General features: G+C 42.6%; 12 protein-coding genes. 6 read left to right on the top strand and 6 right to left on the bottom strand.

Features of this window, described 5'->3' with window-relative positions; all coding sequences use genetic code 11:
- Positions 1-345 precede the first annotated feature (345 nt).
- Positions 346-837: a TIGR00645 family protein gene (locus tag OHT75_RS00320; RefSeq protein ID WP_264724360.1), complete on the top strand. Its 492-nt coding sequence runs from the start codon at positions 346-348 to the stop codon at positions 835-837.
- Positions 838-981: 144 nt separating this feature from the next.
- Here OHT75_RS00320 and OHT75_RS00315 read toward each other — a convergent pair whose 3' ends face one another.
- Both OHT75_RS00315 and OHT75_RS00310 read right to left on the bottom strand, forming a co-directional pair.
- Positions 982-2,283 (bottom strand): anaerobic C4-dicarboxylate transporter, encoded by a 1,302-nt coding sequence (locus OHT75_RS00315; RefSeq protein ID WP_264724359.1) that lies wholly within the window; start codon positions 2,281-2,283, stop codon positions 982-984.
- A 152-nt stretch (positions 2,284-2,435) separates the two neighbouring features.
- A complete protein-coding gene (locus tag OHT75_RS00310; protein WP_264724358.1) occupies positions 2,436-3,416 on the bottom strand; it encodes a helix-turn-helix domain-containing protein in 981 nt (326 codons plus the stop codon).
- 433 nt (positions 3,417-3,849) lie between these two features.
- Between OHT75_RS00310 and OHT75_RS00305 the strand changes: the two genes are divergently transcribed.
- The gene (locus OHT75_RS00305; RefSeq protein ID WP_264724357.1) at positions 3,850-4,437 is read left to right on the top strand and encodes an excalibur calcium-binding domain-containing protein; all 588 of its coding nucleotides are present in this window, start codon (positions 3,850-3,852) and stop codon (positions 4,435-4,437) included.
- Positions 4,438-4,765: 328 nt separating this feature from the next.
- Here OHT75_RS00305 and OHT75_RS00300 read toward each other — a convergent pair whose 3' ends face one another.
- From OHT75_RS00300 to OHT75_RS00290, 3 genes are all read right to left on the bottom strand, one after another.
- Positions 4,766-5,608, bottom strand: coding sequence for a DUF6236 family protein (locus tag OHT75_RS00300; RefSeq protein ID WP_264724356.1), 843 nt, complete (start codon positions 5,606-5,608; stop codon positions 4,766-4,768).
- Between the two features lie 334 nt (positions 5,609-5,942).
- A complete protein-coding gene (groL, locus tag OHT75_RS00295; protein WP_264724355.1) occupies positions 5,943-7,583 on the bottom strand; it encodes a chaperonin GroEL in 1,641 nt (546 codons plus the stop codon).
- Positions 7,584-7,640: 57 nt separating this feature from the next.
- Positions 7,641-7,931, bottom strand: a complete 291-nt coding sequence (locus OHT75_RS00290) for a co-chaperone GroES (protein ID WP_188842565.1) — start codon at positions 7,929-7,931, stop codon at positions 7,641-7,643.
- Between the two features lie 208 nt (positions 7,932-8,139).
- Between OHT75_RS00290 and OHT75_RS00285 the strand changes: the two genes are divergently transcribed.
- Positions 8,140-9,507, top strand: coding sequence for an MATE family efflux transporter (locus OHT75_RS00285; protein WP_264724354.1), 1,368 nt, complete (start codon positions 8,140-8,142; stop codon positions 9,505-9,507).
- A gap of 30 nt (positions 9,508-9,537) precedes the next feature.
- Positions 9,538-9,921 carry a hypothetical protein gene (locus OHT75_RS00280; protein WP_264724353.1) on the top strand — a complete coding sequence of 128 codons (384 nt, stop codon included), beginning with the start codon at positions 9,538-9,540 and terminating at the stop codon, positions 9,919-9,921.
- A gap of 81 nt (positions 9,922-10,002) precedes the next feature.
- Here the strand turns inward: OHT75_RS00280 and OHT75_RS00275 are convergent, their stop codons facing one another.
- Positions 10,003-10,563: an FxsA family protein gene (locus OHT75_RS00275; RefSeq protein ID WP_264724352.1), complete on the bottom strand. Its 561-nt coding sequence runs from the start codon at positions 10,561-10,563 to the stop codon at positions 10,003-10,005.
- A 204-nt stretch (positions 10,564-10,767) separates the two neighbouring features.
- Here OHT75_RS00275 and cutA point away from each other — a divergent pair, with 204 nt between their 5' ends.
- Positions 10,768-11,091, top strand: coding sequence for a divalent-cation tolerance protein CutA (gene cutA / locus OHT75_RS00270; RefSeq protein WP_264724351.1), 324 nt, complete (start codon positions 10,768-10,770; stop codon positions 11,089-11,091).
- Positions 11,088-12,947 carry a protein-disulfide reductase DsbD gene (locus OHT75_RS00265; protein WP_264724350.1) on the top strand — a complete coding sequence of 620 codons (1,860 nt, stop codon included), beginning with the start codon at positions 11,088-11,090 and terminating at the stop codon, positions 12,945-12,947. The genes cutA and OHT75_RS00265 overlap by 4 nt, the downstream gene beginning before the upstream one ends.
- The last annotated feature ends 57 nt before the right edge of the window (positions 12,948-13,004 follow it).

Below are 13,004 nucleotides of genomic sequence, written 5' to 3'. Positions count from 1 at the left end.
ATCAATACAGTGTAATAAACTAACCTGAGGCAAAGATTAAAAGCTTATCAAGCTCCACAAAGGCTCCGCTTTATTAAAACAAATCATCAAACCACTAAACTGACAGACAGACAAGTAAACAGACAACAATTAAATTGCGCGCAATTCGACTTCCATGTTATGACTTTTTATTACTCATAACAAGCCTATGTTGAATAAATTGCTTTCACTAACACAAAACACACCAAAGAAATGCCTTCAAGCTTGCTACTGTGCCTCTGCACAGTTAAAGTTCATGCGTTTATAGCTTTACCATAAGTCGCTTAGGTGATTTCTAGTAAATTTTATTTAAAGGGTCAGTTTTATATGGAAAAAATGTTTGAGAAGTTGATGTATGCATCACGCTGGATCATGGCACCTATTTACTTAGGTTTAAGCTTGGTTTTATTCGCCTTGGGCATAAAGTTCTTCCAAGAAATCTTTCACATCATCCCAATGATCTTCGAGATAAAAGAAGTTGATTTGATCCTTATTACACTTTCATTGATCGATATCACTTTAGTGGGTGGTTTGCTGGTTATGGTGATGTTTTCAGGTTACGAAAACTTCGTCTCACAGCTTGATGTAGGTGAAGACAGTGAAAAACTCGGCTGGCTTGGCAAAATGGATTCTGGCTCACTGAAAAACAAAGTGGCTGCATCTATTGTCGCCATATCGTCTATTCACTTACTTAAAGTGTTCATGAATGCCGAAAATATCGATAACGATAAAATCATGTGGTATCTACTTATTCATATCACCTTTGTGTTATCTGCATTCGCCATGGGCTATTTAGATAAAATTAGCCGTACAAAGTAGCAGTGCTATAAACCTTTAAAAGACTCAAAAAACTAAAAACCCCGATACCATGAAGTATCGGGGCTTTATTCATTTACAACCTTATACGCATAGCATTCAGCATTGTGGTGACATTAAAACGCCGCAACTAAAAATTGAATATGCCTACAAAATAATCTCAGCGAACACAAATCCGATAATCACCGAACTCACAATCGACACCACACCAGGCACCACAAAAGGATGATTAAATACCCACTGGCCAATACGGGTTGATCCTGTGTCATCCATTTCAACAGCCGCCAGCAAGGTGGGGTAAGTGGGCAATACAAATAAGGCACTGACCGCAGCAAAAGATGCAATAGCCGCCTCAGGACTCACCCCAAGCATAAAGGCCGATGGCATTAGCGCTGCAGTGGTTGCGGCTTGTGAATACAATAACATGCTCGCTAAAAACAAAATAATCGCCAGCATCCACGAGTGCTCTTCTAACAAACCACCCGATAACGCTTTAATTTCATCTATATGCCCTGCTACAAAAGTGTCGCCTAGCCAGGCTACGCCCAAGACACAAATACAGGCACTCATCCCCGACTTAAACGTGGCCGCATTAACTACCTCGGCTGAATCGACTTTGCAAAACAAGGTTATCGCCGTCGCTGCGGTTAGCATAAACACCATAATGGCTTCATTGCGTGGCAATGTTGGATTATCAATCAGACCGACAGCATCACTAATCGCGGTTGCATAAAACACCACCGCCACAATCGCCACCAAAAATACCATCACCGAGCGCTTTGCTCCCGCGGGTAACTCAGTGTTAGTGCTATCGCGCTTACTGACTAACCCGTACACTAATCGGTCTTGATAAATAGGGTCATCTTGCAACTCTTTGCCCATAAATTGGGCAACAAACGCACCCATCATACAAGCCAGAAAAGTGGAGGGGATACAAATCATCAATAAACTAATATAGCCCACGCCTTTGCTTTCAAGCATGCCGCTCATTAACACCACGGCAGCTGAAATAGGTGACGCCGTAATCGCAATTTGAGAGGCAACAACCGCAATACTTAATGGGCGTGAGGGACGAATACCCTGCTCTTTGGCTACCTCTGCAATCACAGGTAAGGTAGAAAACGCAGTGTGGCCCGTACCCGCAAATAACGTCATGGTATAAGTAACAATAGGGGCTAAAAAAGTCACCTGTTTAGGGTTTTTACGTAAAACACGCTCTGCGATATTGACCAAAAACTGCAAGCCACCAGCCACCTGCATGGCCGCAATTGCCGCGATAACGGACATGATGATCAGAATCACATCAATAGGAATGGTGCCCGGTTTCATCCCTAAGCCAAGTGTTAACACCAACACACCACAGCCGCCCGCAAAGCCAATTCCAATGCCGCCAATTCGTGCGCCGATAAAAATGGCTGCCAACACCACCACTAACTCAATTGTTACCATACATCCTCCAAGCCTTCATTGCGGCGCACTTTACTGCAAAGCCTGGATAAATAATGGATGATTAAATCAATAAAATATCAATTAACAGTACAAAAAACCGTAATTGTTAACTTGAGCAGGTAACATTGGTCACTGATTTAACATACCTCACATTAGGGGGTGTCTTTATGAAGTAATTCCACCAACCCCACTAATGCGCCAAACAGCACAGCCCCAACAGGCCAAACAATCCAAGTGGTACCCCAAGCCATTGTCCAAAAGCTCCAACCAAGATAGATAGCGGTTAACAAGGGCCAATAAAATTCAGCCAACTTCTCGGCGCGTTTAGCACGCCTACTTGTTTCTGTCTCTTTAACGGCTTCTTTTAAGACATTGCTATAGGCATCATATTTTGCTGACACAGGCAAAATAATGAATAAGCCAACGGCAATCATAAAAAGCAGCACAGCGACCATCAATAAAATAATGTCTTGCTCAAAAGAAAAAATACTCACACACATCAGCGGAAAAAAGCTCACAATAAAACAAAAAATACCCACCGATAAGCGAAGATTATAAGTCGATCTAAAATGTCGACGTTTTTCATGAAACACACTGTGAACACCATAGGCTAATTCAAATGGAGCGTCTTCAATAGCTGATATTTCATCTTGATACTGGTTTGTTTTGATAAAAAAACTGACCCCAATGGCCACAAAAATTAACACACACACAATACCCAGCACCGAAGCAATATCACCCGTCATATTAAATCGATTCGTTTCCGCCATCGCCATAAAGAAAAATAACGGCATCGTAGCGCAAACACAGCAAACCACCCCTTTAGTGACAATAGCGGCCATGGCTATTTTATGCTCAACATACTCATTTGCTTGCTCAAGGCTGATATGATTAATTCCGGGCTCTTTGGCTTCATTAACAGTCGCAAACTCTTCATGATCATCCTTTAATAAGAAGTCGGTAGACACATCAAAAATCTGTGAAAGCATAATGATTTTATTCAAATCAGGAATGCTATTGGCCCCTTCCCATTTAGAAACAGACTGACGAGAAACATTCATTTTCTCCGCTAATTCTTCTTGCGACCAGCCCAGTTTTTTCCTTAATCTAATAATCTTTTCTGCAAGTATCATTAGTGAATCCTTTTAATCAATAATTGAGCAGCAAGCATAAGAAATCAGGCAGTTGCTCACTAGCAAGCCAGCTTGTTAATCTGTCAACCAGCAGTTGCGATAGCGATTATTAAGCCATAATTTGGCTATTTTTTATATCCAACCGCTAAAATTAACACATCAATTTTGCTGATTGAGGGAAAACACCGAAGGAATAAATTTAATCAGTAACCCGATTTGATATGGTTGGAAAACGTCGAGCTTTGCCACAACATATCGTTATAGATAGCTTTATCAATAGATAACTGGTTATTATCAGCATTTAAGAGTGATGATTTTTATCAAGTTATCAATAAATACGGTTGATAAATCATGCTTATCACTCAATCAAAGTAAACCGATAATCTCGAAAAATGGTCGGTACGCAGGTAAATGTAAAAAGGAAATGGAATTCATGGAAAAAGGCACGCTCACCCGCTGGAAAGATGACAAGGGGTTTGGATTTATCAAACCCACAATGAGCAGTGATAAAACGGATGTGTTTATTCATATTTCAGAACTAAAACACATGGCAAGGAAACCTAAAGTCGGTGATGAAATTCTCTTTCTACGTGAACAGCAACCCGACGGCAAAGTGAAAGCCATCAAAGCCAGTATTGAAGGTGTTGCGATTGTTGCAAGTGCCAAACCCACTCGCACTAGTAGCAACCAAGCATATAAGAGCCGCCAGCCTCGTTCATTTCTATCAAAGCTTATCCCACTTGCGCTGGCTGTTACCGCAGTGTTTGGTTATTCAAAGTACCAGCAACTCAATGAGACGCCAGTTCTGACCAATGAAGATATTGAAAACATGCAGTGGCAACCTACAGCAAGCCCAATCAACTCGATAACCACGCCATCATTTCGCTGCGAAGCAGGAAAAACACACTGTAGCCAGATGCGCTCCTGCGAAGAAGCTACCTTTTACATTAGAAATTGCCCAAATACTGAAATGGATGGAGATGGTGATGGTGTGCCCTGTGAAAGACAGTGGTGTGATTGATTGGTATCAGCTCACCATGACATTCACTCACCGACACGCCGTAAACTCATCCATGAGGGCTCGAACATCCCGTCCATGGGATGGACGGTCGTCTCGCTAATTCCCATGGTTCACCTGTTGAGTATCAGTCTAACCCACAGCCTTTTAACACTTTCAGTAAAATACCAAAGTCAGTCAGCACAAAGCCCCTGAACAGCAAGATTATGGCTGTGTTTAAGCGTTTGATTGAGGAAGTATAGAAAGGTTATTTTGACCCAATTTTTCAAAAGAAGTAGCTTAAAGAACTTAACCAGGGTGACAGAATTCAGTTGACAAGGCTACTATTTAACTAAACAAGATCTTTCGTTGCACATGCAACATAAGCATATTGTTTTAAATGAGCTGGCAGTTTTACTGGTGCATTATGCCTCATTAAGCTAATTCCAATCCCCCCTATCATCGATGTACCCTTTAAAGCTAAACCGTATCCATTTCCAACACCTAACTCAGCAAGTATCGCTGAAGTGAAACCTAAAGCACCTTCAACAGCTAAAACATCTAAAGCGCATCGACGTACTGAAGGATATTTGGTTTCATCGATCAATTGATTCAACTCTATAATATCTTTTTCAACCTTCCTCTGCTTTCGTTGGAATGACTCAACGATATTTGACGACGCTATTACACTATCTTTAAGCTCATCCATGCTATCTCTAAACTCAAGAAGCATATCCTGACGTTTAAGCTTAAATTCAAGAATTTCAGGAAGAGGTACTTCTGGGGTAAACACTTTTAAAGTATCGATTAACTTAAAACACAATGCCTCATGTTGAACTTGTTTATCTTCACTTAGTCCTAACATTTTTATACTGGATGCCAGAGTCCATCCAACGTTTTTATCATTCGACAATTCATTAAAAGCTTGATCCTGCAAAGTTCGCCAAAAAGCTGCCCCAGTATTAGTACTTCCACTAAAATTCACTCTTAAGTACTTAGCTATACCTACATTCATCAAATATTCAAAATCATCCCCCATACCAAAATGAAAAATATTACTTTGTGGGCATACTAGATGATCCCAAAAAAGAAGATACTGCCGAAGGCTCTGTGCATCTAATCCACCATTCATCATGAACCCTGAGGAAGTCGCATCAATTTTTTGAGTAATCATTAATCCACGAGTAGTCGTCATCTGTAACCTTACTGAGTAATCATCTTCGAAAATATCTCACTTAACCAATTATTATTCCACAACAACATATAGATTTAAGTTTAACAATCCAAACACCGTTTAAGGCTTCGGCTGCAAGACAATATCTTTAAACAAATGTGCAGAATAACAAAAAGCCCCGATTCCGTAAGGTATCGGGGCTTTCAATTTTTTAGTGTCTAAGCTTTTAGGCTAGAGACCAACAGAGCATTTACGCAGGATAAATGGGCTTAGAGCAAGGCTTTCTGTCGCGACGTGTAGCGTTTTCTACACGAGCTGCAAAGTAACGCAGCGATAACCCATTTAAACCAGTAAATTACATGCCCATGCCGCCCATGCCGCCCATACCACCCATGCCGCCCATATCTGGCGCAGACTCTTGTGGTACTTCACCAATCATCGCTTCGGTGGTGATCATTAGACCTGCAATTGATGCAGCAAACTGTAATGCGCTACGGGTCACTTTAGTTGGGTCTAGGATACCCATTTCTAACATGTCACCGTAGGTGTCATTACCGGCGTTGTAACCGTAGTTACCTGTGCCGTTTTTCACAGTGTTAGCAACAACTGACGCTTCTTGACCTGCGTTAGTGGCGATTTGACGTAATGGCGCTTCCATAGCACGTAATGCGATGACCACACCGTGTTTTTGGTCTTCGTTAAGCACTTCAAGGTCTTTGATTTTGCTTGCTACGCGAACCAGTGCCACACCACCACCAGCAACAACACCTTCTTCAACCGCTGCGCGAGTCGCATGTAATGCATCTTCTACGCGGGCTTTTTTCTCTTTCATTTCAACTTCTGTTGCTGCGCCAACTTTAATTACTGCAACACCGCCAGCTAATTTAGCCATACGCTCTTGTAGTTTTTCTTTGTCGTAGTCTGAAGTTGATTCTTCAATTTGTTGTTTGATTTGGCTAACACGACCAGAGATTTGTGTTTGGTCACCGTTACCATCAATAATGGTAGTGTTATCTTTAGTGATGATAACGCGCTTGGCTGTGCCTAAATCTTCTAGAGTCGCTTTTTCAAGCTCTAGACCGATTTCTTCTGCGATAACAGTACCGCCAGTTAAGATAGCAACGTCTTGTAACATCGCTTTACGACGGTCACCAAAACCTGGTGCTTTAACCGCGGCCACTTTAACGATGCCACGCATGTTGTTAACCACTAACGTTGCTAATGCTTCGCCTTCAACGTCTTCTGCAACGATAAGCAATGGCTTACCTGTTTTTGCTAGACCTTCAAGAATTGGCAGTAATTCACGGATGTTAGAGACTTTTTTGTCAACTAATAAAACGAATGGGCTGTCTAATTCAACGCTGCCAGTTTCTGGCTTGTTGATGAAGTATGGTGATAAGTAACCACGGTCAAACTGCATACCTTCAACAACGTCTAATTCGTTTTCAAGCGCTTGGCCTTCTTCAACGGTGATCACGCCTTCTTTACCGACTTTTTCCATTGCAGTAGCAATGATTTCGCCGATTGACTCATCAGAGTTAGCAGAAATAGTACCCACTTGCGCAATCGCTTTAGTGTCGGCACATTCTTGAGAAAGTAGCTTAAGTTCAGCAACGGCTGCGATAACGGCTTTGTCGATACCGCGCTTAAGATCCATTGGGTTCATGCCCGCTGCAACGGCTTTTAGACCTTCAACAACAATAGATTGCGCTAATACGGTTGCAGTAGTGGTACCGTCACCGGCGGCATCATTGGCTTTAGAAGCAACTTCTTTCACCATTTGTGCGCCCATGTTTTCAAACTTGTCAGTCAGTTCGATTTCTTTAGCAACTGAGACACCATCTTTAGTGATTAACGGTGCGCCAAAGCTTTTGTCTAGTACAACGTTACGGCCTTTAGGGCCTAAAGTAACTTTAACTGCATTGGCTAGAATGTTAACGCCCGCAAGCATTTTTACACGTGCGTCATTACCAAATAATACTTCTTTTGCTGCCATGTCTTGATGTTCCTTTAAATTAATAGTTTAAGTGGACCGTCTAATGATACTGGAGGCTTAGCCTACAACAGCCATCAGGTCAGCTTCTGACAGGATTAATACTTCTTCACCGTCAATTTTCTCTTTTTTAACGCCATAACCTTCGTTGAAGATCACAACATCACCCACTTTTACGTCTAGTGGTTTAACTGTGCCATTTTCTAAAATGCGACCGTTGCCTACTGCAAGAATTTCGCCACGAGTTGATTTTTCAGCTGCACTGCCTGTCAGCACGATGCCACCCGCTGAAGTCGATTCAACTTCTAAACGCTTAACAATAACTCGGTCATGTAATGGACGAATATTCATCTATGAACTCTCCTAATGATTTGATGCCCAAAAATCGAGGCGGTTTTATGGAAAAGGCTTTTACCTTTGATGGAAGTTATATGGGGGTGACACATCACACTTCCAAGGGCAAACCATAAAAAAACTACAGAATTTTTATGTCTATTTTATTAAACCGAGCCAAAGCCTGATAGAATTCGCCTCCTTAATATTGCAAATCGACGCTTCCATGAAAGATAAACACGGGTTGCTTACTGCGCCAATAGGTCGTGTGCTGTTTAACATGACCCTTCCTAACCTGATTGGTATTCTCACCATTCTGGGCGGCAGCTTAGTGGATATCTATTTTATCAGCCAGTTAGGCACTGAAGCCTTAGCTGCGGTGAGCTTTACCTTTCCGATTACCTTAGTGATTACCAGTATTGGTATTGGTATTGGCGCGGGAGTGTCCACTAACTTGGGGCGATTAATCGGCTCAGGGCAGGCACAGCAGGCCAAGCTGTTTTTATTTGACACCTTAGTGCTGACATTTGCCATTATTACCCTACTGTGTGTGTTGGGTGGTGTGTTGATTGAGCCATTATTTAGTCTTTTAGGGGCGAATAAACACAGCCTACCTTACATTCATGACTATATGATGTGGTGGTATTTTGGCGCACCTGCGCTGGTGCTGTTGATGGTAGGTAATCAAGCATTACGGGCCACAGGCGATACCCGCTCTCCGGCGAAAATTATGATGCTTGCCGCGATTGTTAATTTGGTTTTAGACCCATTGCTGATTTTTGGTTTAGGCCCATTTCCACGATTAGAAGTACAAGGCGCAGCCATTGCCACCATGTTATCGTGGATAATCGCCTTAGCATTAGCGGGACGATTGCTAATTTTTAAACGCAAACTGCTGCACAGTGCCAGTTTGGTAAAAGATCGTATGGTGACCCATTGGCGCGCCTTAGCTCACATCGCCAGACCCGCCGCGTTAATGAATGTGATAAACCCAATCGCCAACGGAATTTTAATGGCCATGCTTGCCAGAATTGACCACGCGGGTGTGGCCGCTTTTGGGGCGGGCATGCGGTTAGAGTCGGTGTTGTTATTGGTTGTTATGGCGTTATCTTCGAGCTTAATGCCGTTTATTGCGCAAAATTTAGGTGCGGGTCAACATGTGCGAGCCAAGGATGCATTATTAACATCACTGAAATTTGTGATGGTGTTTCAAACCTTGCTTTATATTCCGATGTACTTTTTTGCCCACCCAATTGCCGAGCAATTTTCCAATGACCCGCTAGTGATTGATTGGCTGACATTTTATATTATTGCCTTACCTGCCGCCTATGGCCCACTCGGCATTGTAATTATTTTTGCCACCAGCTTAAATGCATACCACCGCCCAATGAGTTCATTGGTCATTAATTTATGTCGCTTAATGCTGTTAATGCTTCCCTTGGCGGCATTAGGCTCGTACATTGGTGGGGTAAAAGGCTTGATGCTGGCACTACCCATTACCAATACCATTATGGGCTTAGCTTGCTATATTTTAGCCACTAAGATAACTGAGCCCGTTAAACACAAGCACACGACAGCCGTTATGGTCGAGTAATCATCAGCAACATCACTGAATAGGCATGCTATGGCTATCCAAAACACTCCAAAATCAAATCAGCCACCATCAATCAAACGACCATTAAAAGCGGCATTAATGTCTGCCCTTATTTGCCCCGGCAGTGGCCAAATGTGGTTAGGTAAAAAATGGCAAGGTGTGGGGTTTATGGCGGTGTCTTTTGTGTGTTTGGCGGTAATGATGAACTTTGCCATTGAACGGGCGCAGGTGATTGCCGATAAAATTTTAGCCGGTGAAGTGGCATTAGAATACAGCGCCATTTACGCGCAGATTACTCAGGTGCCTGATGGCGATATGGCACAAATAAGCACTTGGGTAACCTGGCTATTTGTCGCCAATTGGCTAACCAGCATCATTACCGCTTATGTTATGGCAACAAAGACTGCTCCATAAAGGGCAACGGGCGCATCGCCCGCTGCAAAACAACAAAGCCAGCAACTAGCTGGCTTTGTTTGGTTAGCAGGATTTGTTCAGTTATTTGCGCTCATCATTTTGCTGGTTATCGATTTGATGGCTTTCAGGTCGCTTTTGGCTTGGGTCGTCTTTATGTTCAAAATCGCCTTCAAAGGTGTTGCTGTCTTGACCACGAGTCGGGTCAAACGGATTTTGTCCAAATGGCCCCTGATTAAACGGCCCTTGTGGTCCAAACCCTGGCTTAAAACCGCCATTTGCCACTACTCTTAGCTGCATGCGCTTATACATAAAGGCGGCAATGGGTGCACGGGTTAAAGGGGTCAGTAACAATAGCCCTAACGCATCAGTCACAAAACCTGGAATCAATAACAACACACCTGCAGCGGCTAACATCATACCTTCCACAATTTCTTGCCCGGGTGCTTCACCGCGTGCCAGCTTTTGTTGTACCGTCATCAATGTGTGTAATCCCTGGCTTCTTACCAGTGATACCCCAACGATAGCAGTGAAGAAGACCAGTCCGATTGTTGGCCATACGCCCAAGGCATCACCTACTTGAATTAATACCGACAGTTCCAGCGCAGGCACAATAATGAACACTAATAATAAAATCAAAAACATGTAAACCTCGGTTAAGCAGTGACTATCAGCATTAATTAACAAAATAATCGAGTATTGATGAAAACTATATGGGGATTATACGGTCTATTTTCAAGAGACTTCACGGATCTTAAACATAACAGTGAAATCTGCATCTAAAAACCGTAAAGTAGCCCAATAGTGACCATTTTAGCTTAAGCTAACGTTAAGTTTAGAAGATATACAATGACTGCAGACTTTTTACTGATTTTTTCAACCTGTCCTGATAAAAGCACTGCTGACAAAATTGCGCGTGCATTGGTGGATGCCAAATTGGCGGCTTGTGTGCAAATTAGCTCAACTGTTGAGTCAGTTTATTATTGGGATAACCAAGTGTGTCAGTCGCAAGAAGTACAATTGCAAATTAAATGTCTTAGCTTACATTACAGTGCAATTGAACAAATGGTGATCCAATTACATCCCTATGAAGTACCAGAGTTAATCGCAACACCTATTATTAATGGGCTTGCGCCTTATTTAACATGGATAAAAGAAACCACTACATTATGAAAAAAATATTCGCCTTTGTTTTAACATCTTTACTGCTAGTATCCGCTATTGCTATTGCTCCTATGGCGCAAAGTGAAGGGGTATTTAGCAAAAGTAAATTTAACTTTTTAAGCAGTGAACCTGAACTTTTACCTGTAAATGAGGCTTTCTCATTCGATTTTAAACAGCAAGGCAATCAATTAAAAATCAGCTGGGTGATTGCCGACGGTTACTACATGTACCGTGACAAATTGACCTTTGCCGCTGACGGCGCGGTGATTGGTGATATCAATCTGCCCCGAGGAAAATCCCATACCGATGAATATTTTGGTGAGCAGGAAGTCTTTTACTCATTTGTAGAGATCCCAGTTGGTATTAAAGAAGCCAGCAACGAAGCGACCTTTAAAGTGACCTTTATGGGCTGTGCTGAAGGCACACTGTGTTATCCGCCTACCACTCGCGATGTCATTTTATCGCAAGTCGCCGCCAATGATGGCAAAGTAGCCCAGGCTAAAAAAGTTATCGGCGCACCACAAGCAACCGATTCTGACGATACCGCCCCCTCAACAGCACCCATCACCCAACAAGATACCTTAAGCCAAATGCTGCAAAACGACAGTCTATTATGGACTTTAGTTATCTTTTTTGGCTTAGGTATTGGTTTGGCATTAACCCCTTGCGTGTTCCCTATGTATCCCATTTTATCCGGGATCATTGTCGGCCAAGGGCAAAAACTATCAACGGCAAAAGCTTTCACGCTATCGATGGCTTATGTGCAAGGTATGGCCATTACCTACTCGTTACTTGGCCTTGTGGTTGCCAGTGCGGGCATGAAATTTCAAGCGGCGTTACAACACCCAGCAATTTTAATCTTCCTCGCGGTGATGTTTGTACTATTAAGCTTGTCGATGTTTGGCATGTACGATTTAAAACTGCCCTCAAAGTGGCAAGAAAAAATGAACTCGCTATCGAACAACCAAAAAGGCGGCAATTTAATTGGTGTGTTTTTAATGGGGGTGATTTCGGGATTAGTGGCGTCACCGTGCACAACTGCGCCACTTTCAGGTGCACTTATTTATGTGGCGCAAAGTGGCGACCTGTTACAAGGCTTCTTAGCGCTGTACGTATTAAGTATGGGTATGGGCGTGCCGCTATTAGTATTAGGGACCTCTGGCGGTAAAATTCTGCCTCGTGCGGGTGCGTGGATGGATATTATTAAAACCATCTTCGGCTTCTTGTTAATCTCTGTTTCTATCATGATGATTGGCCGTATTTGGGTAGGGTTAGTGTCTGATGTGCTTTGGGCAATTTGGGGCGTGAGCTTGGTGGGTTACTTAATGCACCAAAATAAACTTACCCAATTCAACTGGAAACAAACAGTGCGCAGTGTCTTGTTGTTACTGGCCTTACTGGCTAGTTTCTCTTACGGTTTTCAAGCAGTCATGAGCCACTTTGGCTTCCAAACCCCGGGAATAAGCCAATCGGCCAGCAATGGCACAGCCAAAGCTGAAGCCCATCACTTTATCAAGATTAAATCATTAGCAGATTTAGAGACTGAACTTGATAAAGCCAGCATCAGTGGCAAAACTGTCATGTTAGATCTGTACGCTGACTGGTGTGTCGCCTGTAAAGAGTTTGAGGCGATTACCTTTGCCGATAGCGCGGTACTTGAACGCATGAATCAAATGGTAATACTGCAAGCTGATGTCACCAAAAGTGATGCGATTGATATCGAGTTACTTGAGCATTACGGGGTATTAGGCTTACCGACATTATTAATGTTCGATAAAAATGGCGCTATACGTGATGATTTGCGTGTAACAGGCTTTATGGGACCTAAAGACTTCGCAGAACACTTAGACTTACTCTTAAAATAGTCATTTAGCGAATACTTTACTCAATGAAAACAAGCGGCTTTTTCTACAAAGTCGCTT

The sequence above is a fragment of the Shewanella subflava genome (assembly GCF_025971955.1).
GTDB lineage: Bacteria > Pseudomonadota > Gammaproteobacteria > Enterobacterales > Shewanellaceae > Shewanella > Shewanella subflava.
This window is presented reverse-complemented; position numbering and strand designations above follow the sequence as displayed.